Source organism: Chryseobacterium sp. FR048, assembly GCF_056844665.1.
In genome coordinates this window covers 15,790-34,994 of record NZ_JBXDSE010000002.1, presented here as the reverse complement: position 1 = coordinate 34,994, position 19,205 = coordinate 15,790, and the positions used below count along the sequence as shown (strand labels likewise).

The window sequence follows — 19,205 nt, the reverse complement described above, 5'->3', positions numbered from 1 at the left end:
ATGGCACAGAAACAACTGACACGAAAGGAAAAAAGAATCAACAGGAGCATTACCGTACTGGCCTGGATCCTGATCATCAGCGGTATTACGGGGATGGTAAGTTTTTATCTTTTTTCCAGAAGAAATGTCACCACTAATGACGCGCAGATTGAGCAATATATTACCCCGGTATCCAGTAAGGTTTCAGGGTTTATCAAGGTCATAAAGTTTAATGAAAATCAACTGGTACATAAAGGAGATACTCTGATCATCATAGACAACAGAGAATTTGTCAATCAGGTACAAATGGCTGAAGCCAATCTTCATACGAATACAGCTACAGTTGCCACCATTGAAAGCGGTGTGAATACCAAAGAAAGTGATACAAAGATCATCGATGCCAAAATCGCATCTGCCCGTATCGACATCTGGCGTACTGAGCAGGATTTTAAAAGATATAAAAACCTTCTGGCAGAGGATGCCGCCACAGAACAGGAATTTGAAAATATAAAAGCTTCTTACGAACAGTCAAAAGCCAACCTTCTGGCTCTGGAGCAACAGAAAAATGCTGTGAGAGCCGGAGCCAGCGAACAACAAACAAAAGTAGCCCCCGTCAAAAGCCAGATCCAGCAAAGTTCCGCCAACCTCAATAATGCCAAGCTTTTCCTTTCTTATACCATCATTACGGCACCTTATGATGGCTGGGTTGGGAAAAAGACCATCCAGGAAGGACAACTGATCAAGGAAGGTCAGGCCTTGGTACAAATCGTAAGCAAAGAAAAATGGATCATCGCCAATTATAAGGAAACACAGCTAGGACAGATCGATCAGAAGCAGGAAGTAACAATCACCGCTGATGCATATCCGGGTATTGAATTTAAAGGAAAAATCCTTTCTGTTTCTCCTGCCTCAGGTTCTCAGTTTTCGTTGGTAAAACCGGACAATGCCACTGGAAATTTTGTCAAGATCGAACAGCGTTTTCCTGTAAAGATCATTCTTGACAATAATAAAGATAATGAAAAACTGCTTTCCGGGATGAATGTTTTGGTGAGCGCGAAGAAGGTTTGAGGGGTTGGAGTATTAGAGTATTAGAGTACAAAATTATTCGGGTTTAATATTATTTTCAAATTCACTCATTATCAAATTTTCAAATTAAAATTATTTTCTGCGAAAAGGCAAAACCGCAAAACAGCGAATCTGCAAATTTTTTCTTTAGCATATTTGTCATGTTACCTTTTTACTCTTTTTTTACATTTTTTGCCCTTTTGTCTTTTCGCAATTTTTAAAATATGCTAAATAGCTAAATCGAGGAATAGCAAAATTGCCAACACCCTTTCAATTTGGCGATTCCTCGATTTTGCCTTTTCGCCTTTTTACCTTAAAAAAAATTATGCAACACAATACAGTTTATCATCAATGGGTACCACAATGGCTGAAACTGCCGCTTCTTATTCTGGCACTGTTTCCCCACCTGATGCTGTTGTCGCTTTTACATTCGAATAGCGCCTTCACCTCTTCTTTTATGGATGTTGATTCAGATGACATCCAGTATTTAATGATTTTGATGTATGGGACATTTGTGGTTACCCTTTTAGTTTTACAAAGGTTTATGGCGTATTTCAGTGTGAAATATTATGTTTTGCTGATGTCTTCTGTTTCCGTCATTATTCTTTATGTTTTATCTGTGACGAATGACTATCATGTCATCCTGGTTATCCGGTTTCTGGAAGGGATTTTCGGATTACTGGAAGGGGCTATTTTTCTGCCTCTGATCATTGCCGAACTGAAAACAAGACATGCCAAAGTACTCGCTTACCTCTTTATGTATGCCATCATGCTTACAGGAGGAACAGTAACCACTTCCTTATTGAAATCAAGTATTGAAGATTATGACTTTCAGCATATGGTTTTGATGATGGTTTACTTCCACGTATTTGTTCTTATTATTGGAATTGCCATTTTTAACAGAAACAGATTTTTCCCTAAAAAACCACTATATCAGCTAGATATTTCAAGCTGGTTTTTGCTTTGGGTATGTCTTCAGGCTGGTGGTTATGCTATCATTTATGGTAAAAGACTGATGTGGTTTGAATCCGATACCATTATCATATGTCTGTTTATATTCCTGCTTTCCGGAGGTTTATTTATGCTTAAACAGAGAAACTCCAAAAGACCTTTGTTCCATTTTGAAGTATTCAGCTCAAAAAATGTCATTGCAGGGATGATTCTTTTCTTTATTTTCTATCTGATCAGATCCGGGCTGAATAATGTGTACAGCATCATGGCAACGGTATGGAAATGGCCGTGGGATTACATCGTCAATATTCAATACTGGAATGTTGCTGGGACACTTCTCGGAGTTTTCTTATCAGGAATCTGTCTGGTAAAAGGGGTTTCTTCAAGAATTGTTTTCTTCACAGGGTTTCTGCTGCTTGCGGTAGATTGTGCATGGTTTACCTATACTTTTTATCCTGACACTACCCTTTCTACCATATGCCCACCCTTATTTCTGCAGGGAGTGGCACAGGGATTATTGTTTACTCCACTTGTTTTCTTTTTAATTTCAGGAATGCCGGAGGAATATGTCTCCAATGCTACTGCTTTAGGAACCACTACCCGTTTCTGGACCACTGCGATCGGCTATGCCTTAATGCAGAATCTGATGTTGTTTTTAACTTTAAAACATTCGGATACACTCAGTTCTAACTTTACAGATACCAATCCGGTTTTCTACAGTCAATGGAGCCAGCTTTTTGGAGCTAATCTTTCAAAACTACCGGTGAATGAATCATTGTCAATGACTGCCGGAGCTTTTAAAGCTAAAATAGCATCACAGTCGATCCTGCTTTCCAATATGGAGATTTTCACAGGACTATTCTGGCTTGCTTTTATAACGGCGCTTCTGTTGTTACTTTATCATCCGGTAAAAATAGCTGTGAGGAATATTATGTAAAGATTATTTACTCCAAAACGTCCAGACTGATCCGTTAAAAATGGCAAGCTGTTTTTTATCGGTATCATAAACAATCATTCCCGCTGCCGGAGAGATGATGTTAAGGTGCGGAGAAGCTACCTTGGGAAGAATCATGGCCTTGTTATTATCTTCCAGAACCAGTATTCCTGTAACGGACGATGGGGTTCCTATAGAAACTTTTGCATTGGGATTATCGCTCAGAGCATCCTGAAGACTGGTATCTGCAGTTCCATTTAGGTCAACGGACAGGTCTTTCCACGCATTGTTTTGGTATATTTTCACTTTTTTATCTGAAGTATCAAAGATCAAAGTTCCGTTCACCACATTCTGAACAGCTGCTGTATCTGTAACCCAGGGAAGTACTAGACCTCTGTTCTCACTTCCGAACTCAAGGGATGATGACGCTGACTCCAAAGTAGTTTTTCCCAGACTAACCTGAGCAAAATGACTTACGGAAATGATATTTGCGATTATTAAAAATACCTTTTTCATATCTTATTTATAAATTAATCCGGACAGGTTTGGGTGTTAAAACATTTCCAGCCAGTTACCGTACCGTCAATATTAACCTGAAGACAATGCTGAGTTGTATTATAGACCATCATTCCTTCTTTAAGATCTGCAGCAGGTATTGCTGCCACCTGAGCATCAGTAAGCCTGTTGAGAACAAAACCCTTATTCTTCGATTCCAGAACACTCCAGGCTCCCTTCCTTACTCCCGGCCAAATGTTTGTTCCTGTATCAGCTCTTCCTAATGAAGTAATCCCAAAATTTGAGGAAAGTGCTGTTCCGGAAGTTACAGCAGGTTTATAGCAAGGAACTGATCCCTGGACAATAACTGTAACCGTAGCAGTGTCACAATTAGAAGGAGAAGCAGTCTGACAGATCTGATACACTAATGTATACGTTCCCGGCAATGTTCCCGGAGCAACCTGTAAATGACCATCTGAGGCATTCAGTGTAATATTGGGGTTTGAAGTAGAAACCTGAGATAAAATAACATTGGTAAGGGTTGCCTGTGGGCCGCCAAAAGTTTCAAAGTCATTATCCAAAACAATTCCTACGGAAGATCCTCCGGCCGTTATTGTATAAGTATCATCAACAGCCATAGGAGGTAAATCACCGTTAATTGCAGGGCAGAATCCCGGATTGATAATTAATGGGGCACTGCAACTGTTTGTCTCCGCACAGTCATAAGTGACATTTACCAGGAAACTTGGATTGCTATTTACGAAAACCGTTCCAGGATCCGATACTCCTGTAGTCTTTTTAAAATCAAGATTGGGTCCGATAGTTACGTTGCCTACCTGAATTGGGTTCTGCAATACTACATATCCTTTCTTTGTAGCCACAGCAGGTCCCTGAATTGCAGCATTCCCTCCCTGAAACTGATTAATAGACAATTGTCCTTCATTATAAATAACCGCATCAGCCGGTGCGTTATTCATATTTCCTGTAGAGGTAAAAAGTCCGTAATTGTAGATTTCACTACTGTTTCCGGAAAGGTTAATATCTCCACCTGCTGTAAAGAAGCCTGTATTAATAATTTTACCTCCATTGATGTTAAATCCACTCCCTGATATGATTGTACCACAGTTTATATATACACTCTGCTCGCTATTGGTATAATTTCCGGTAATGGAAATAAGCCCTCCACCTTCATTTTTAAATAAGGTAACTGCGGAATTGCTCATATTCACGTTTCCGTTAATATTTAGATTTCCATAGTTGTCAATCGTATTATTTGTGTTATCTCCTAACTGCAAAACGCCCACTTCGATCAAACCTTCATTAAGAATTTTGTTCACCTGCCCATCAATGGTCATATTACCCGTTCCTCCTCCTACCGTGATATTTCCCGTGCTGTAAACGTGAACATCGAGATCAGCGATACTTGTGGTACTCTGATTAAAACTAAGCGTTCCGTGAACCTCAAAGAAAACAGGAGCATTCGTAATACCTCCTATATTATTCTGAAATTGCAGAGTCGCTCCCTGTGCAACACAGATTCTGCTGTTAGCACCGAAAGTCGGATTGTTTAATACTGTATCTACGGAAAAACAAACGGTGGTGTTATCAGGGAAATGATAATTGGGATCTGTGGGATTAGTGACGCTGCACCCCGTACATTGGGCATTATTGAAATAATAAAAGAATAAGGGAAATAGATAAAGAATTTTTTTCATCCTCAAATTTTATATTATTAAAATTACAATATTTTTTATCACCATACAATGAATTTTATATTATTTTTTATGTGATCAATGATATTTTAAGAATAGATTGAAAGAAGTGAATAAATTGCACAATTATTGTTAATAAAATTTCAGTCCCTCGCATTTCAGAATTTTAATATCAAATACAAAATCTATTTATGGAAGTTGAGAAAATTATACAGAACCAGAGAGATTTTTTTAAAACCCAGCAGACCAAAAGTCTTGCATTCCGGAAGATGTATCTCGAAAAACTCCGAAGTCTGATCATTTCCAACGAAAGCATGTTGTATGAAGCCATCAGTAAAGATTTTGGAAAGTCAAAATTCGACACCTTCACTACTGAGCTTTCTTTTGTTTTGAAGGATATTGATTATTATTTAAAAAACCTAAAATCTCTTGCAAAGCCTAAAAAAGTAAGTACCAACCTTGCCAATCAGCTGGGAAGCAGTAAAATCTATGCTGATCCATTGGGCTGTATTCTGGTGATTGGAGCATGGAATTATCCCTATCAATTATCCCTATCTCCTATCGTTGCTGCGATGGCTGCCGGAAACTGCTGTATTCTGAAACCCAGTGAAATTGCAGAACATACGATGAAAGCAATGTCTGCAATCATCAATGAAAATTTTCCCTCCGACTATCTGTACGTTTATGAAGGAGGTATTGAGGAAACAACAGCGCTTTTACAATTCAAATTTGATAAAATCTTCTTTACCGGAAGTACAAAGGTTGGAAAGATCGTCTATAAAGCAGCTGCAGAACACCTCACTCCTGTCGTTCTGGAGCTTGGCGGTAAATCTCCGGCCATCGTAACCAAAGATGCCCATATCGATACTGCAGCCAAAAGAATTGTATGGGGAAAATTTCTCAATGCTGGACAAACTTGTGTTGCTCCCGATTATCTATTGGTGGAGGAAAGCATTCAGGAACAGTTTCTGGAAGCGGTGAGAAAGTATATCAAAGCATTTAAATATGATCCGGATTCGGAACAATACACCAGAATTATCAATCTTAGAAATTTTCAGCGGCTTATAAAGCTTATCGACACTGAAAAAATTTATTATGGGGGAAATTACAACGAAGAAAAGCTTTACATAGAACCTACAATCCTGCATCCTATTGATTGGAAAGATGACATTATGCAGGAGGAAATTTTCGGTCCTCTTCTACCTGTCATCAGTTTTAAAAATTACAATATAGCTTTAAACACCATTTCAGAGCAGGAAAAACCACTCGCCGCTTATCTGTTCACCAATAATTCGGAAGAAAAAGAAGCATTTACGCGAAAGCTTTCATTTGGCGGTGGATGCATCAATGATACGGTGATGCATCTCAGTAATGATCATTTGCCGTTCGGAGGAGTTGGAAATTCGGGGATAGGAAATTACCATGGGAAATTTGGTTTTGAAGCATTTTCGCATCAGAAAGCTGTTCTGCAAAGAGCAACATGGGGTGAGCCTGATATTAAATATCCACCCTATTCTGAGAAAAAATTAACCTGGATCAAAAAACTATTATAATTTATCCCCAATAAGTGATTTTATTGAAAAATAATAATATATTTATGACTTAAAATAAAATTTGATAACCTATGAAAAATTTAAAAAAATTATCCAGAGCAAAATTAAGTAATTTAAAAGGAGGGCTATCGTGTGCTTCATCCTGTTCAGACGGAAGCATGGTCTATATAAGCTCTTGTTCATCATGCATTCAATATTCAGGGGGTGCCGCTTGTTATGATGCCAATGGAAGAGGTGCCATACGTGTAGAAAACTGTGCCAGCTAAATACCATAAAAAAACCTTTCTAAAAACTAGAAAGGTTTTTCTTTTAAAGAACTTTCCCTTTTTCTAAAAATTCTTTCACTTTTGTTTTGCTATACCCTTTTCCTTCTTCTAAAACCTCACTTTGCTGAACATGTATTTTTTTACCATTCTTATCCAAAATGATGAAGAAAGGATAAAACTGCTGTTCTTTCACATTGATGTACTGGGAAAAAACCTTTTCATTCTTATTATCCGGAGAATAGTTCAGGTGATAGTAAAGATATTTTTTATCAACAATTTCTTTAAGCTCAGGAGTACCCTGCACAAAATTATTGAAACGCAGACACCAGATACACCAGTTTCCACCAGCCTGGATCATAATATTCTTGCCTTCTTTCTTCGCTTTGGCAATAAGTTTATTAATATCAGCCTGTGCATCTGCCTTTGGATCATAAGGTTTTGGAAGTTTTGCCTTTTCTTCCGCAGCCTTCTTCTTAGCATCCAGTTCTGCATGATCAGTTTTTACCAGAAGCGTATTATCCCGCATTTTTTCTTCTTGCGGTATATTGGTAGTCTGTGAGAATCCAAATATACCTAATCCAAGAAAAGCTATAGTTGCTAATTTTTTCATAACATAAAAGTAAAAAAATATTATTTATCCCCCTGCAAAAATAGAACCATAATTTTATTATCACTAAATTTGCGTGTTTTATGAATTTTCTAATCAAAATATTATATCTGATCTCCAAGCTTCCGCTGAAAATATTATACATTTTTTCGGACGTTATCTTTTTCTTAAACTATTATCTGGTAGGATACAGAAAAGAGGTCATCACTCAAAACCTGAGAAATTCTTTCCCTGATAAATCTGAGGAAGACATTAAAAAGATCCGCAAAAAATTCTACCTCAATTTTTCCGATTATCTGGTAGAAACGATCAAATCTTTCAGTATTTCCGAAACGGAATCCAGAGTGAGAATGCAGCACATCAATCAGCATCTCTTCCACGAAGCGAAAGAGGAAGGGAAAAATATAATATTACTGGCCGGACATGTTTTCAACTGGGAATGGATCAATGCCTTGGCAAGGATCATTCCACAGGCTCACTGTCATCCTGTTTATAGAAAAGTGAATAATGACTTCTGGGAAAATCAGATGAAAAAAGTCCGTAATAAATTCGGAAATGAAGCTCTGGAGGCTAACGAAGTTATTCTGAATATTTTCCGTTCTAAGAACAATGGCGATTCTGCTTATATGTTTGTCGCCGATCAAACGCCTCACCATGCCCATGTTACCTATGGATTAGAGTTCCTGAACCAAAGAACTCCGGCTTTCATAGGATATGATAAACTGGCAACACGAATGGACCTTGTTTTTATTTATTGTGAAATGAAGAAGGTAAAGCGAGGTTATTATCAGGTCAATTATCACAGAATATACCCGGATGGTGAAAAGTTTGTAGAAAATGAAGTAGTAAGAAAGTTCCATAAACTATTAGAGAACACCTTGCACAAGCACCCTGACAATTATCTTTGGTCACACAGAAAATGGAAATACCAGGATTCGATCAAAAATTTTGATTCCGAAAAAAAATAGACTTACATGCAGAAAAAACTGGCCATTGCCATCTTAAACTGGAACGGAAGAAACTGGCTTGAAAAATTTTTACCGGGTGTCGTTCAATTTTCTCAGAATGCAGACATCTATGTTATCGACAACCTTTCTACTGATGATTCAATAGCATTTCTGACTACTCATTTCCCTACCGTAAACGTGATTAAGAATAAGAAAAATCATGGGTTTGCAGGAGGTTATAATGAAGGGTTGAAAGAAATTACCCATGAATATTACTGCCTTCTCAATTCTGATGTGGAAGTGACGGAAAACTGGATTCAACCTGTATTGGAACTGTTTGAAAAAGATCCTGCTATTGCTGCGATTCAGCCCAAAATATTATCTTATAACAATAAAGGTTATTTTGAGTTTGCCGGAGCAGCCGGAGGTCTGATTGACAATCTGGGCTACCCGTATTGCAGAGGAAGAATCTTTGATGACCTGGAAGAAGATAAAGGGCAGTATGATGATGAAACCGAAATATTCTGGGCATCGGGATGTAGTTTCTTTATCCGTTCAAAAGATTTCTGGGAGCAGAAAGGTTTTGATGAAAGATTTTTTGCCCATCAGGAAGAAATTGACCTATGCTGGAGGCTGATCAATACAGGGAAAAAGATTTTTTACACCGGAAAGTCGAAGGTATACCATGTTGGTGGTGGAACTTTGAACAAACAAAGTGCACAAAAAACATTTTTAAATATCAGAAATAACCTTTCGATGATGCTTAAAAACTTACCTTTTCCACAATTGATCTGGCTTATTTTTTTCAGATTATGTCTGGATGGGGTGGCCGGAATATATTTTGGATTAAAGCATGGTTTCCCTCACCTCTGGGCTGTCGTAAGAGCTCACTTCGGTTTCTACGGGCAGCTTCCCGGAACATGGAAACTGAGACAAAGTCATCAGAAAAAGGAATTCTATCAATCGAAATGGTTGATTTTTAAGCACTTTTTGGGAGGAAAATAGGAATTAGAGAAAACTATTACTTATTCATTTACAACATAAACAGTAAACTAAGCAACCAGAAACCAGTAACAAGTAACCAGAGGACAAGCAACAATTTATAATTTAAAACAATGGATTTCTGCGCAATAGATTTTGAAACGGCTACTCACGAGAAAAGTTCAGCTTGTGAAATGGGGATTTGTGTAGTACAGGACTCTAAAATTGTAGAGACTAAAACCTGGCTGATCAAACCTCCAAGTTTTCCCTATTTCAGCAAATTCAATGTGGCAGTACACGGAATTCATCCGGAAGATGTAAAGGATGCCCCTACTTTTGATGAAATATGGCATGAAGCCCAGGATATGATGTATGGAAGCTTAATGATTGCTCACAATGCAGGTTTTGATGCCTCCGTTTTAAGAGGCTGCCTTGAATATTACGGGATGTTTACCCCTAATATCAACTATCTGTGCAGTATTCAGCTGGCCAAAAAGTCATGGAATTACCTTCCCAAATATGGACTGAAACCTCTGGCCGAATACCATCAAATAGATTTCACCCATCACAGGGCCGGTGCAGACGCTGAAGTATGTGCTAAAATTTCTTTGCTGGCTTTTGAGAAACTCTTCCTCACCAGTAATGATGAAGTAAATGAATATATGAAAGCAAAAATCAAAAAGCTTTAATCATACAGTTCAAAGAGCCCGGGCTCATATAAATCTGTATTTTTTATTTTGTCCTGAATTTTCGTTCACCACAAAATACATCATTCATACTTTGTGTTTTTTGCACTGTACAAGGCGTCAATTACTCAAAACTTCAGACAGCAGGTTGAATTTTGGAATATCAATTTCAAAAGTTTCCTGGGTATCCATGTTTTTAACCAGGTATTTTCCACTCATATTTCCTACTCCGGAACGAAGCATTACATTGGAAAAGTAAGCGAAATTTTCGCCTGTTCCTATCTCAGGGGTTAGGCCTATTACGCCGTCACCGATGATCTCTGTGTATCCGAATCCGACGTCAAAGATCAACCATTTTCTTTTTAATACTTTGATAGGAAAGCTTCCGTCATTTTCTATCGTGATATTGTATTTGAAAACATAACGGTTTTCGGAGGGATAACTGTTTTTACTATCATATTCAGGTATTACTGAAACTTTGATATTGGAAGTCATTTTTGAAAACATCATTGTAGTATTTTCTTAATAGATACAAAAATCTCGCCTTTTTTAGGCGAGATTGTATATTATATTATAATTTTAATAAAATTATAATCCTAGGCCTTTTCTTTCGTCACCTCCCATTAAAATTCCAACAGGATTGTCGATAGCTTCTTTTACCGCAACAAGGAATCCTACAGATTCTTTACCGTCGATAATTCTGTGGTCATAAGACATTGCTACGTACATCATTGGTCTGATTACTACCTGCCCGTCAACCGCAACCGGTCTCTGGATGATGTTGTGCATTCCTAAGATTGCAGATTGTGGCGGGTTGATGATTGGGGTAGACATCATAGATCCGAAAGTACCACCGTTGGTAATTGTGAAAGTACCACCAGTCATTTCGTCAACTGTAATTTTACCGTCTCTTACTTTTGTAGCAAGATCTTTGATGTTAGCTTCTACAGCGCTGAAAGACATGTTTTCTGCATTTCTCAATACAGGAACCATTAATCCTTTAGGACCTGAAACCGCAATTGAAATATCGCAGAAGTCATAGTTTACTTTGAAGTCTCCGTCAATAGATGCATTTACATCCGGATACATTTGTAATGCTCTTGTAACCGCTTTTGTAAAGAAAGACATGAAACCAAGTCCTACTCCGTGTTTTTGAGCAAATTCTTCTTTATATTGCTTTCTTAATCTGAAGATTTCAGACATGTCAACTTCGTTGAACGTTGTTAACATCGCTGTTTCGTTCTTCACAGAAACTAATCTCTGAGCGATTTTTCTTCTTAAAACTGAAAGTTTAGTTGTTGTAGTAGATCTTGAACCTGTAGCGGTAAGAGGGCTTCCTCCTAATGCAGGAACAGCAGCTAATTCAGCATCAGTCTTAGTGATTCTACCGTCTCTTCCTGTTCCTGAAACCTGTGCAGCATCCATTCCTTTTTCGTCAAGAATTTTCTTAGCAGCCGGAGATGGAGCTCCTGTAGCGTAAGTTTGTGGAGCAGCAACCGGAGCAGCTGGCTTTGGAGCCTCTTGTTTAGCAGGTTCTGCAGCTTTTGGAGCTTCTTCCTGTTTTGGAGCTTCAGCAGCAGGTGCACCACCTTCTGGTCTTGCAGCATCCATATCAATTAAACAAACTACCTGACCTACTTGTACCACATCACCTTCTTCTGCTTTTAAAGTGATTACACCACTTTGTTCTGCAGGCAATTCCAATGTTGCTTTGTCTGAATCTACTTCAGCGATAGGTTGATCTTTTTCTACATAATCACCATCTTTTACAAGCCAAGTTGCAATTTCAACTTCTGTAATTGATTCGCCCGGTGAAGGAACTTTCATTTCTAAAACTGACATATCGAGTATTTTTTATTTTTTAATTGATTATTATTTTAAATTAAGCTGTAACGGGTCTTTTTGCAGGAGCATCATCTCTGTCGAACACTCTGTTGATCACTGCATTTTGGTTTTTCTCAAACATTTTGTGGCTACCTGGAGCCGGAGCACCACTTGGTACCGGAGCTACTACCTGGATTCCTGTATCTCTGAAGTTTCTCAGGATATAAGACCAAGCGCCCATGTTTTCAGGTTCTTCCTGAGCCCACACCAATTGTTTTCTGTTTTCGTATTTGTTGAAGATCTCCTCAATAGCATCTGTCTGAAGCGGATATAACTGCTCGAATCTTACTAATGCAATGTTTTCACAGTTTAATTCTTCTTTCTTAGCTAATAGTTCGAAGTATAGTTTACCTGAACAAAGAACTAATTTTTCTACTTTTTTAGAATCAGCAGTTGGATCGTCTAAGATTGGCTGGAATCCTTTGTTTGAGAAGTCTTCAAGTGGAGAAACTACTTTAGGATGTCTCAGTAGAGATTTAGGGCTCATTACGATCAATGGCTTTCTGAACGACCATTTCAACTGTCTTCTCAATAAGTGGAAGTAGTTGGCTGGGGAAGTAATATTGGCTACTACCATGTTCTCATTAGCACAAAGTGTAAGGAATCTCTCCAATCTTGCTGAAGAGTGTTCTGCACCCTGACCTTCTGAACCGTGGGGCAATAACATCACCAATCCGTCCTGAATTTTCCATTTTTCTTCTGCAGCTGCCAAGTACTGGTCCACGATGATCTGAGCACCGTTTACGAAGTCTCCGAACTGAGCTTCCCAGATCGTTAATGTATTAGGTGAAGCCATTGCATATCCGTAGTCGAAACCTAGCACCCCATATTCTGAAAGGTGAGAGTTGAATACATCAAATCTGCTTTCTGAAACATGTCTTAACGGGATATATTCTTCTTCTGTATCTTCTGTTTTTACAACAGCGTGTCTGTGAGAGAATGTTCCTCTTTCCACATCTTCTCCTGAAATTCTTACATTGTGACCTTCTACAAGAAGTGTAGCATAGGCTAACCACTCTCCTAACGCCCAATCTAATGAATTGGCTTCAATAGCTTTGATACGGTTATCGAAAAGTCTTGTAATTTTATTGATGAACTTTTTATCAGCCGGAAGTGTTGACATTTTAAGCGCCAATTCCTTCAATTTAGCCAGGTCATATTTTGTATCAACAGGTAACTGAACTGCTCCTCTTTTTCCGATTGGATAGTTCGTCCAATCTTCAGCCATGAACACGTCCATTACGTTTTTCTCAATCTCTTTTGAAGCATCAAAATCTTTATCTAAAAGAGCTTTGAATTCCGTTTCCATTTTAGCAATTACATCATTGGAAGTAACGCTGTCTTTAAGCAATTTATCTTTATAAATTTCTCTTGGATTCGGGTGTTTTGAAATGGTTTTATAAAGGTTAGGCTGAGTAAATCTTGGCTCATCCCCTTCGTTGTGACCATATTTTCTATATCCTAAAAGGTCGATATAAACGTCTTTTCCGAATTTTGCTCTGAAATCAGCAGCAAAGTGGATTGCATGAACAACTGCTTCAGCATCGTCAGCATTTACGTGCATTACAGGAGATTCTGTAACTTTTGCAATGTCTGTACAGTATGTTGAAGATCTCGCATCCATATAGTTGGTTGTAAACGAAACCTGGTTGTTGACAACGATATGAACAGTACCTCCGGTTCTGTATCCTTCAAGAGTCATCATCTGAGCCACTTCGTAAGCAATCCCCTGTCCTGCAATAGCACCGTCACCGTGGATGATGATAGGCAACACTTTAGAATAGTCTTTGTATTTATCGTCTACTTTTGCACGGCAGATTCCTTCTACCAAAGCAGCCACCGTCTCAAGGTGAGATGGGTTTGGAGTAAGGTTGATGCAAACTTCTTCTCCTGAAGCTGTTTTGATTTTTTTGGATGACCCTAAGTGATATTTAACGTCACCAGAGAATACATCTTCTTCAAATTCTTTTCCTTCAAATTCCGAGAAAATCTGCTTATAAGATTTTCCGAAAATATTGGTTAAAACATTTAATCTTCCTCTGTGAGCCATTCCCAGAACAACTTCATCTACTCCTAATTGAGAAGATCTTGAAATCAACTGATCTAAAGCCGGGATTAATGTCTCCCCTCCTTCTAATGAGAATCTTTTCTGCCCTACAAATTTGGTATGAAGATAATTTTCAAAAGCAACTGCCTGGTTTAATTTTAATAAGATTTCTGTTTTCTCATTCGCAGAAAGGCTTGGGTGGTTTTCGTTTACCTGAAGCCATCTTTTGATGAAATCTTTTTCTTCAACGTTATTGATGTGCATATACTCTACCCCGATAGAATCACAGTAGATATTTTCAAGGTGTTTGATAAGGTCTGCCAAAGTAGCAGGCTCCTTCATTCCTGTTTCAACTGCACAGTTGAATTTTGTATTTAAATCCTCTTTAGAAAGACCGAAGTTTTCGATGTCTAAAGTAGGGGTATAATGTCTTCTTTCTCTAACCGGGTTTGTTTTGGTAAACAGGTGCCCTCTCGTTCTGTAAGCCTCAATAAGGTTTACTACCTTAAATTCTTTCTTGATGTGCTCAGGAACCTCTCCGCTTGATACTGCCTGAGAAATCTGCTGTACTGCCGGAGCAGCGCTGGCCGAAGCCTGAATAAATTGAATGTTATCGTCATCTCCATAGTTCTCTAAAGCAAAATCGAAGCCTTGAAAGAAAGCTTTCCATGATGGTTCTAGGGAATCTGGGAATTTTAAGTACTGTTGGTATAAATCCTCAATTAACTGAGAATGAGCTGCGTTTAGGAATGAAAATCTGTCCATTATTACAGTTTATCTATTTATTAAAATTTATTTGTAGAATTAATCTTCAAATTTAATAAAAAAAACCGAGTTAGAACAGTCTGAAACCGTTAAAAAAAATTAAGAAAAATTTTATTAAAAAAAAATTACTTATACACTGATAATGAGAGCTTCATGTTCACAGACTCTCCTTCCATTGGACGTTCAATGAAGGTCTGGCGAATATCTCCGAAGCGCATCTCGTCTTTTTTGGCTTTCTGAATCAGTTGCTGAATCGCCTTAATTCGTCCTTCGTAGCTTCCTTTGTAGTACATCACGTAATTTTGAGACGGATTTACGGACCTAAAATTGAAATTATTGTCGGACACTCCAATTTTCTTGGAAAGCGGAATTCCGAGGAAGTAAGAAACCTCCTTGTCTTTGTAATTATCCGCATCGGTCATCAGGATCGGATACCCGAATTCATCATCTCTTTTTCCAAGATCCATGGTCACGAAATTATAGACTTTGTTATAATTCATCACAATGTTTTTGTAAAGAGCGTCTTTCTTGTTGGAGGTACTTACATTGATCCCCAACAACAACTTGTCTTCTTCATTTTCCACCATCAGACTGTCGTACTTGATAGAGGCCATCTGATGGTCTTTTTCAACCTTATTTCCTAAAGAATTTTTAAGATTGACCATACTTTTGTTGATATTTTCAGCAAAACGGTCTTCTGTCCAGAAATTCTCAACCCTTCTCCAAACCGAAAGTTTAGGAGTATGTACGTACCAGGTTATTTTTGTTTTTTCTGCAGAAATAGGTTTAAATTTAACATCAACCAACGTTGGATTTTCATTTTCGTCCTCAAAAAGCTGATATTTCAAAGTCTTGTTAGGGTTCTCATACCTGATAAACATTTCCCCGTCGGTATCGTTTTTAGGATCAACATAGCTGATGGAGCTTCCCTGCCCTTCATACGGCGTATAATAATCTATATCGATAGACTGTGAACTGGTAAAAAAGTTATTCCATCTTGTAAAATTCTGAAGGTTATTAAACTGGGCAAACACCTTATCCACCGGATAATCGATCTCTTTTTCAATGGTAAAATTTTTGCTTTCGTCTACAAAATAATACATGGAAGCAGCATATGCTCCCCCCAGAAGAATAATAATTACCGTTAATATTTTAAAAATACGCATCGCACAAAAGTAATACAAATAAAAAAAGTGACCAATATGCTGATCACTCTAGTTGTATGTTTAACAATAATTAACCTTGTTAATGGATGGAAGATGGATGCAGGAAGATGGAAGTTACTATTAGTCCGATGATTACTGATCATTTTTTGATTGAATCATTATATACATCAAGTCATCCTTCAATGAAGGAGGAGCAAAATGATTCTCCCAACCTCAATAACTTCCAGCCTCCAGCCTCTAGCTTCCCGCTCTTAGTCCGTTTTTTTGATTGAATCATTATATAAACCAAGTCATTTTTCAATGAAGGAAGAGCAAAATTATTCTCCCAACCTCAATAACTTCCAGCATCCAGCCTCCAGCTTCCTTACTTATTACCCTATATGTGTTCCCGGTGCCAGTACAGCTCCCTTCTTCACAACTACAATTCCATCCTGTACAGAATAGGTTCCGTAGTCACCATCCGGAATATGTTTCCCTCCGATGATTTTTACATTATCTCCAATGTAACAGTTTTTATCAAGAATTGCTTTTTCGATATAGCAGTATTTCCCGATCCCCATATTAGGACGGCCTGCTCTGTCATTTATAACAATTTCTGTCGTATTCTGATAGAAATCCGCCCCCATTACGTAGGAATTGACAATGGTACTTCCTTTATCGATTCTCGTCCTGTTTCCGATCACGGAATTTTCGATTTTATCGGCCATGATGATACATCCGTCTCCGAAAACAGCCTTGCTTACGTAAGAACCGTTGATCTTAGACGGCGGAAGCATCCTTGCTCTTGTATAGATAGGTGACGAAGAAAACAGATTGAATTGCGGAAGATCCAGACAAAGGTCGAGATTCGCTTCGTAGAAAGATTCTATCGTTCCAATATCTGTCCAGTAGCCTTCATACTGATAGCTCAATGTCTTGTATTTTCCAATCGAATTAGGAATAATGTCTTTTCCGAAATCATCACCAGCTCCTTCGTCGAACATCTTCTTAAGAATCGTCTTGGTGAAGATATAGATCCCCATAGAAGCCAGATATTCTTTTCCTTTATGCTTATTTTCATCCGAAACTTCAGACTGTAAGCCTTCCAACAGGTCATAATCCGGTTTTTCATAGAAAGAAGTAATATTTCCTTCATCGTCAGACTTCAAAATTCCAAAACCTGTTGCATCTTTAGCATTAACAGGAATGGTTGCAATGGTAAGATCGCCCCCATTTTCAATGTGAAAATCGAGCATTTCTCTGAAATCCATCTGATAAAGCTGATCTCCTGAAAGAATTAAGATATAGTCATAATCATATTTTTCAAGATGCTTCATCGATTGGCGTACGGCATCTGCTGTCCCCTGATACCAGCTGTCATTCTCCACATTCTGCTCAGCAGCCAGAATATCTACAAATCCTTTGCTGAAAATATCAAAGTGATAAGAATTCTTGATATGTGAATTCAGGGATGCGGAGTTAAACTGAGTCAAAACCAAAATTTTATTCAATCCTGAATTCAGACAATTGGAAATAGGAATATCCACCAGCCTGTATTTCCCTGCGATAGGTACAGCCGGTTTTGATCTTGAATACGTTAACGGGAATAATCTTGTTCCTCTGCCACCTCCCAGTACAATAGAGATTACATTTCTGTTCATAAATATCTTGCGTTTTTTATTAAGTTTACTGTTTTATTCTTTAGTGTTCGCTATTAGTCTGAAACATTTTTACGTTAAAAAGGGATCCACAGTTTTCATCTGGATCAGCTGTTATATAAAGCTATGTATTTTTCTGCAGATTTCTCCCATGCAAAATCAAAATTCATGTTCGCATGGATAAGATCTTCCATCACTCCTTTCTGATTATAGATTTCCAATGCTCTGCTCATTGCATGAACAATATCATCTACTCCCGCATAAGTAAAGTTCAGTCCAGCTCCGCCGGTTGAAATATCTTCTACCGTATCTCTGAGGCCTCCCGTATATCTCACTACCGGAACGGTCCCATATCTCATAGAGTACATTTGATTCAGCCCGCACGGCTCTACTCTGGATGGCATCAGAAGAAAATCTGCCGAAGCATAAATCTTATGCGAAAGATGTTCTTTATATCCCAGATCCAGTGCAAAATTGGTATAGGTATAATCGTACTCTTTCAGTTTATTTTCAATATAGGTATTTCCGGAGCCTAAAATCATCACATTCAGCCCTCCATAGCTCTGTTTGATACTTCGCCACACCACATCCGGAAGCAGATCTGCTCCTTTTTCTGTTGCGAATCTACCGATAAAGGCAAATAATGGTAATTCAGGTTTTAGTCCATATTCTTTACACAGCTTTTCTTTGTTCTTTTTCTTTTTGGCAACGGCATTTTTGATGGTAAAGTTAAAATCCAGCATCGGATCGGTTTCCGGATTCCATACTTCGGTATCAATCCCGTTGATGATTCCGTATGCTTTCCCGAATTCCTGACGTACCAAGCTCTCCAGTCCGCGGAAGCTTACAAAAAGCTCCTCAAGGTAGCCTTCGGAAACGGTGGTAAAGGCATGAGAACATTTAATCATACTGGCCAAAGGATTCATGAAGCCGTTCCAATCCATCAGCCCCCATTTATATGCATCAAAGGAAGGCATATAGTTTGCCATATTCCAGCCCATCATTCCCTGGTATTCCCCGTTGTGAATAGTTCCTATGGTCTTTACTCCCTGCAAAAATTTGAATTCCGGGCAATGCTGTACCATAAAAGGAACTAGTCCGGTGTGGTAATCATGACAATGCAGGACATCCGGGCGAATTTCCATGGCGCACATCCAATGCAGAATCCCCTGCTGAAAAGCAAGAAACTGGAAACTTTCATCCTGATACCCGTAAGGATTATCTCTATCCAGTAATCCGGGAATCTTTACCATATACAATTCGAAGCCCAGAACATCTGATTTTTCTTTTATGACCTGAACCTGAAGCATATTCGGGCCCTGATGGATAAAACCGTCAAAAACCAGGTCAAATTCGTGGTCATAAACAAAGGGTTTATTGTACCATGGCATCACTACCTTAGCCTCTATTCCTTTTATTTTGTTCTGATATTTGGGCAATGCCCCGACCACATCTGCCAGACCCCCAACTTTTGCAATAGGGTAACACTCTGTACTTAAATGATATATCGTCATAATTTTTCTTCTGAGT

Annotated in this window: 16 protein-coding genes; 7 read left to right on the top strand and 9 right to left on the bottom strand. The window is 38.4% G+C overall.

Features of this window, described 5'->3' with window-relative positions; all coding sequences use genetic code 11:
* Positions 1–1,047, top strand: a complete 1,047-nt coding sequence (locus AC106K_RS05050) for an HlyD family secretion protein (RefSeq protein WP_482443565.1) — start codon at positions 1–3, stop codon at positions 1,045–1,047.
* A gap of 322 nt (positions 1,048–1,369) precedes the next feature.
* Complete coding sequence (locus tag AC106K_RS05045; RefSeq protein WP_482443564.1) at positions 1,370–2,932, top strand: MFS transporter; 1,563 nt, start codon at positions 1,370–1,372, stop codon at positions 2,930–2,932.
* Positions 2,933–2,935: 3 nt separating this feature from the next.
* On the opposite strand, the gene AC106K_RS05040 is transcribed toward AC106K_RS05045, so the two are convergent.
* On the bottom strand, positions 2,936–3,445 hold the full coding sequence (locus AC106K_RS05040; RefSeq protein WP_482443563.1) for a hypothetical protein: 510 nt from the start codon (positions 3,443–3,445) through the stop codon (positions 2,936–2,938).
* Between the two features lie 14 nt (positions 3,446–3,459).
* Entirely contained in the window at positions 3,460–5,139 is a 1,680-nt protein-coding gene (locus tag AC106K_RS05035; protein ID WP_482443562.1) for an Ig-like domain-containing protein, read from the bottom strand.
* 188 nt (positions 5,140–5,327) lie between these two features.
* On the opposite strand from AC106K_RS05035, the gene AC106K_RS05030 reads away from it, so the two are divergent.
* Together AC106K_RS05030 and AC106K_RS05025 are read left to right on the top strand one after the other, a co-directional pair.
* Positions 5,328–6,689 carry an aldehyde dehydrogenase gene (locus AC106K_RS05030; protein WP_482443561.1) on the top strand — a complete coding sequence of 454 codons (1,362 nt, stop codon included), beginning with the start codon at positions 5,328–5,330 and terminating at the stop codon, positions 6,687–6,689.
* A gap of 71 nt (positions 6,690–6,760) precedes the next feature.
* A complete protein-coding gene (locus AC106K_RS05025) occupies positions 6,761–6,955 on the top strand; it encodes a bacteriocin-like protein (RefSeq protein ID WP_156172813.1) in 195 nt (64 codons plus the stop codon).
* Between the two features lie 43 nt (positions 6,956–6,998).
* On the opposite strand, the gene AC106K_RS05020 is transcribed toward AC106K_RS05025, so the two are convergent.
* Positions 6,999–7,565, bottom strand: a complete 567-nt coding sequence (locus AC106K_RS05020) for a thioredoxin family protein (RefSeq protein ID WP_482443560.1) — start codon at positions 7,563–7,565, stop codon at positions 6,999–7,001.
* Between the two features lie 80 nt (positions 7,566–7,645).
* Between AC106K_RS05020 and AC106K_RS05015 the strand changes: the two genes are divergently transcribed.
* From AC106K_RS05015 to AC106K_RS05005, 3 genes are all read left to right on the top strand, one after another.
* Positions 7,646–8,530, top strand: a complete 885-nt coding sequence (locus tag AC106K_RS05015) for a lysophospholipid acyltransferase family protein (protein WP_185288604.1) — start codon at positions 7,646–7,648, stop codon at positions 8,528–8,530.
* Positions 8,531–8,536: 6 nt separating this feature from the next.
* Positions 8,537–9,514: a glycosyltransferase family 2 protein gene (locus AC106K_RS05010; protein WP_482443559.1), complete on the top strand. Its 978-nt coding sequence runs from the start codon at positions 8,537–8,539 to the stop codon at positions 9,512–9,514.
* A gap of 110 nt (positions 9,515–9,624) precedes the next feature.
* Complete coding sequence (locus tag AC106K_RS05005; RefSeq protein WP_482443558.1) at positions 9,625–10,179, top strand: 3'-5' exonuclease; 555 nt, start codon at positions 9,625–9,627, stop codon at positions 10,177–10,179.
* Positions 10,180–10,296: 117 nt separating this feature from the next.
* Here AC106K_RS05005 and apaG read toward each other — a convergent pair whose 3' ends face one another.
* From apaG to AC106K_RS04975, 6 genes are all read right to left on the bottom strand, one after another.
* Positions 10,297–10,686: a Co2+/Mg2+ efflux protein ApaG gene (apaG, locus tag AC106K_RS05000; protein ID WP_167025560.1), complete on the bottom strand. Its 390-nt coding sequence runs from the start codon at positions 10,684–10,686 to the stop codon at positions 10,297–10,299.
* Between the two features lie 78 nt (positions 10,687–10,764).
* Positions 10,765–12,018: a 2-oxoglutarate dehydrogenase complex dihydrolipoyllysine-residue succinyltransferase gene (gene odhB, locus AC106K_RS04995; RefSeq protein ID WP_185288600.1), complete on the bottom strand. Its 1,254-nt coding sequence runs from the start codon at positions 12,016–12,018 to the stop codon at positions 10,765–10,767.
* Positions 12,019–12,058: 40 nt separating this feature from the next.
* Positions 12,059–14,872, bottom strand: coding sequence for a 2-oxoglutarate dehydrogenase E1 component (locus AC106K_RS04990; protein WP_482443557.1), 2,814 nt, complete (start codon positions 14,870–14,872; stop codon positions 12,059–12,061).
* 125 nt (positions 14,873–14,997) lie between these two features.
* Positions 14,998–16,038: an SRPBCC domain-containing protein gene (locus AC106K_RS04985; RefSeq protein ID WP_482443556.1), complete on the bottom strand. Its 1,041-nt coding sequence runs from the start codon at positions 16,036–16,038 to the stop codon at positions 14,998–15,000.
* A 371-nt stretch (positions 16,039–16,409) separates the two neighbouring features.
* Positions 16,410–17,678, bottom strand: a complete 1,269-nt coding sequence (locus tag AC106K_RS04980) for a glucose-1-phosphate adenylyltransferase (protein ID WP_482443555.1) — start codon at positions 17,676–17,678, stop codon at positions 16,410–16,412.
* A gap of 104 nt (positions 17,679–17,782) precedes the next feature.
* Positions 17,783–19,189 carry a glycogen synthase gene (locus tag AC106K_RS04975; RefSeq protein ID WP_482443554.1) on the bottom strand — a complete coding sequence of 469 codons (1,407 nt, stop codon included), beginning with the start codon at positions 19,187–19,189 and terminating at the stop codon, positions 17,783–17,785.
* Between the last annotated feature and the right edge of the window lie 16 nt (positions 19,190–19,205).

What these genes read in the sequence shown, in the direction of transcription:
- AC106K_RS05040 (WP_482443563.1), bottom strand. Translation starts at nt 3,445, where the DNA reads ATGAAAAAGGTATTTTTAATAATCGCAAATATCATTTCCGTAAGTCAT.
- AC106K_RS04985 (WP_482443556.1), bottom strand. Translation starts at nt 16,038, where the DNA reads ATGCGTATTTTTAAAATATTAACGGTAATTATTATTCTTCTGGGGGGA.
- AC106K_RS04990 (WP_482443557.1), bottom strand. Translation starts at nt 14,872, where the DNA reads ATGGACAGATTTTCATTCCTAAACGCAGCTCATTCTCAGTTAATTGAG.
- AC106K_RS05045 (WP_482443564.1), top strand. Translation starts at nt 1,370, where the DNA reads ATGCAACACAATACAGTTTATCATCAATGGGTACCACAATGGCTGAAA.
- AC106K_RS04980 (WP_482443555.1), bottom strand. Translation starts at nt 17,678, where the DNA reads ATGAACAGAAATGTAATCTCTATTGTACTGGGAGGTGGCAGAGGAACA.
- AC106K_RS05025 (WP_156172813.1), top strand. Translation starts at nt 6,761, where the DNA reads ATGAAAAATTTAAAAAAATTATCCAGAGCAAAATTAAGTAATTTAAAA.
- AC106K_RS04975 (WP_482443554.1), bottom strand. Translation starts at nt 19,189, where the DNA reads ATGACGATATATCATTTAAGTACAGAGTGTTACCCTATTGCAAAAGTT.
- odhB (WP_185288600.1), bottom strand. Translation starts at nt 12,018, where the DNA reads ATGTCAGTTTTAGAAATGAAAGTTCCTTCACCGGGCGAATCAATTACA.
- apaG (WP_167025560.1), bottom strand. Translation starts at nt 10,686, where the DNA reads ATGATGTTTTCAAAAATGACTTCCAATATCAAAGTTTCAGTAATACCT.
- AC106K_RS05030 (WP_482443561.1), top strand. Translation starts at nt 5,328, where the DNA reads ATGGAAGTTGAGAAAATTATACAGAACCAGAGAGATTTTTTTAAAACC.
- AC106K_RS05005 (WP_482443558.1), top strand. Translation starts at nt 9,625, where the DNA reads ATGGATTTCTGCGCAATAGATTTTGAAACGGCTACTCACGAGAAAAGT.
- AC106K_RS05015 (WP_185288604.1), top strand. Translation starts at nt 7,646, where the DNA reads ATGAATTTTCTAATCAAAATATTATATCTGATCTCCAAGCTTCCGCTG.
- AC106K_RS05050 (WP_482443565.1), top strand. Translation starts at nt 1, where the DNA reads ATGGCACAGAAACAACTGACACGAAAGGAAAAAAGAATCAACAGGAGC.
- AC106K_RS05020 (WP_482443560.1), bottom strand. Translation starts at nt 7,565, where the DNA reads ATGAAAAAATTAGCAACTATAGCTTTTCTTGGATTAGGTATATTTGGA.
- AC106K_RS05035 (WP_482443562.1), bottom strand. Translation starts at nt 5,139, where the DNA reads ATGAAAAAAATTCTTTATCTATTTCCCTTATTCTTTTATTATTTCAAT.
- AC106K_RS05010 (WP_482443559.1), top strand. Translation starts at nt 8,537, where the DNA reads ATGCAGAAAAAACTGGCCATTGCCATCTTAAACTGGAACGGAAGAAAC.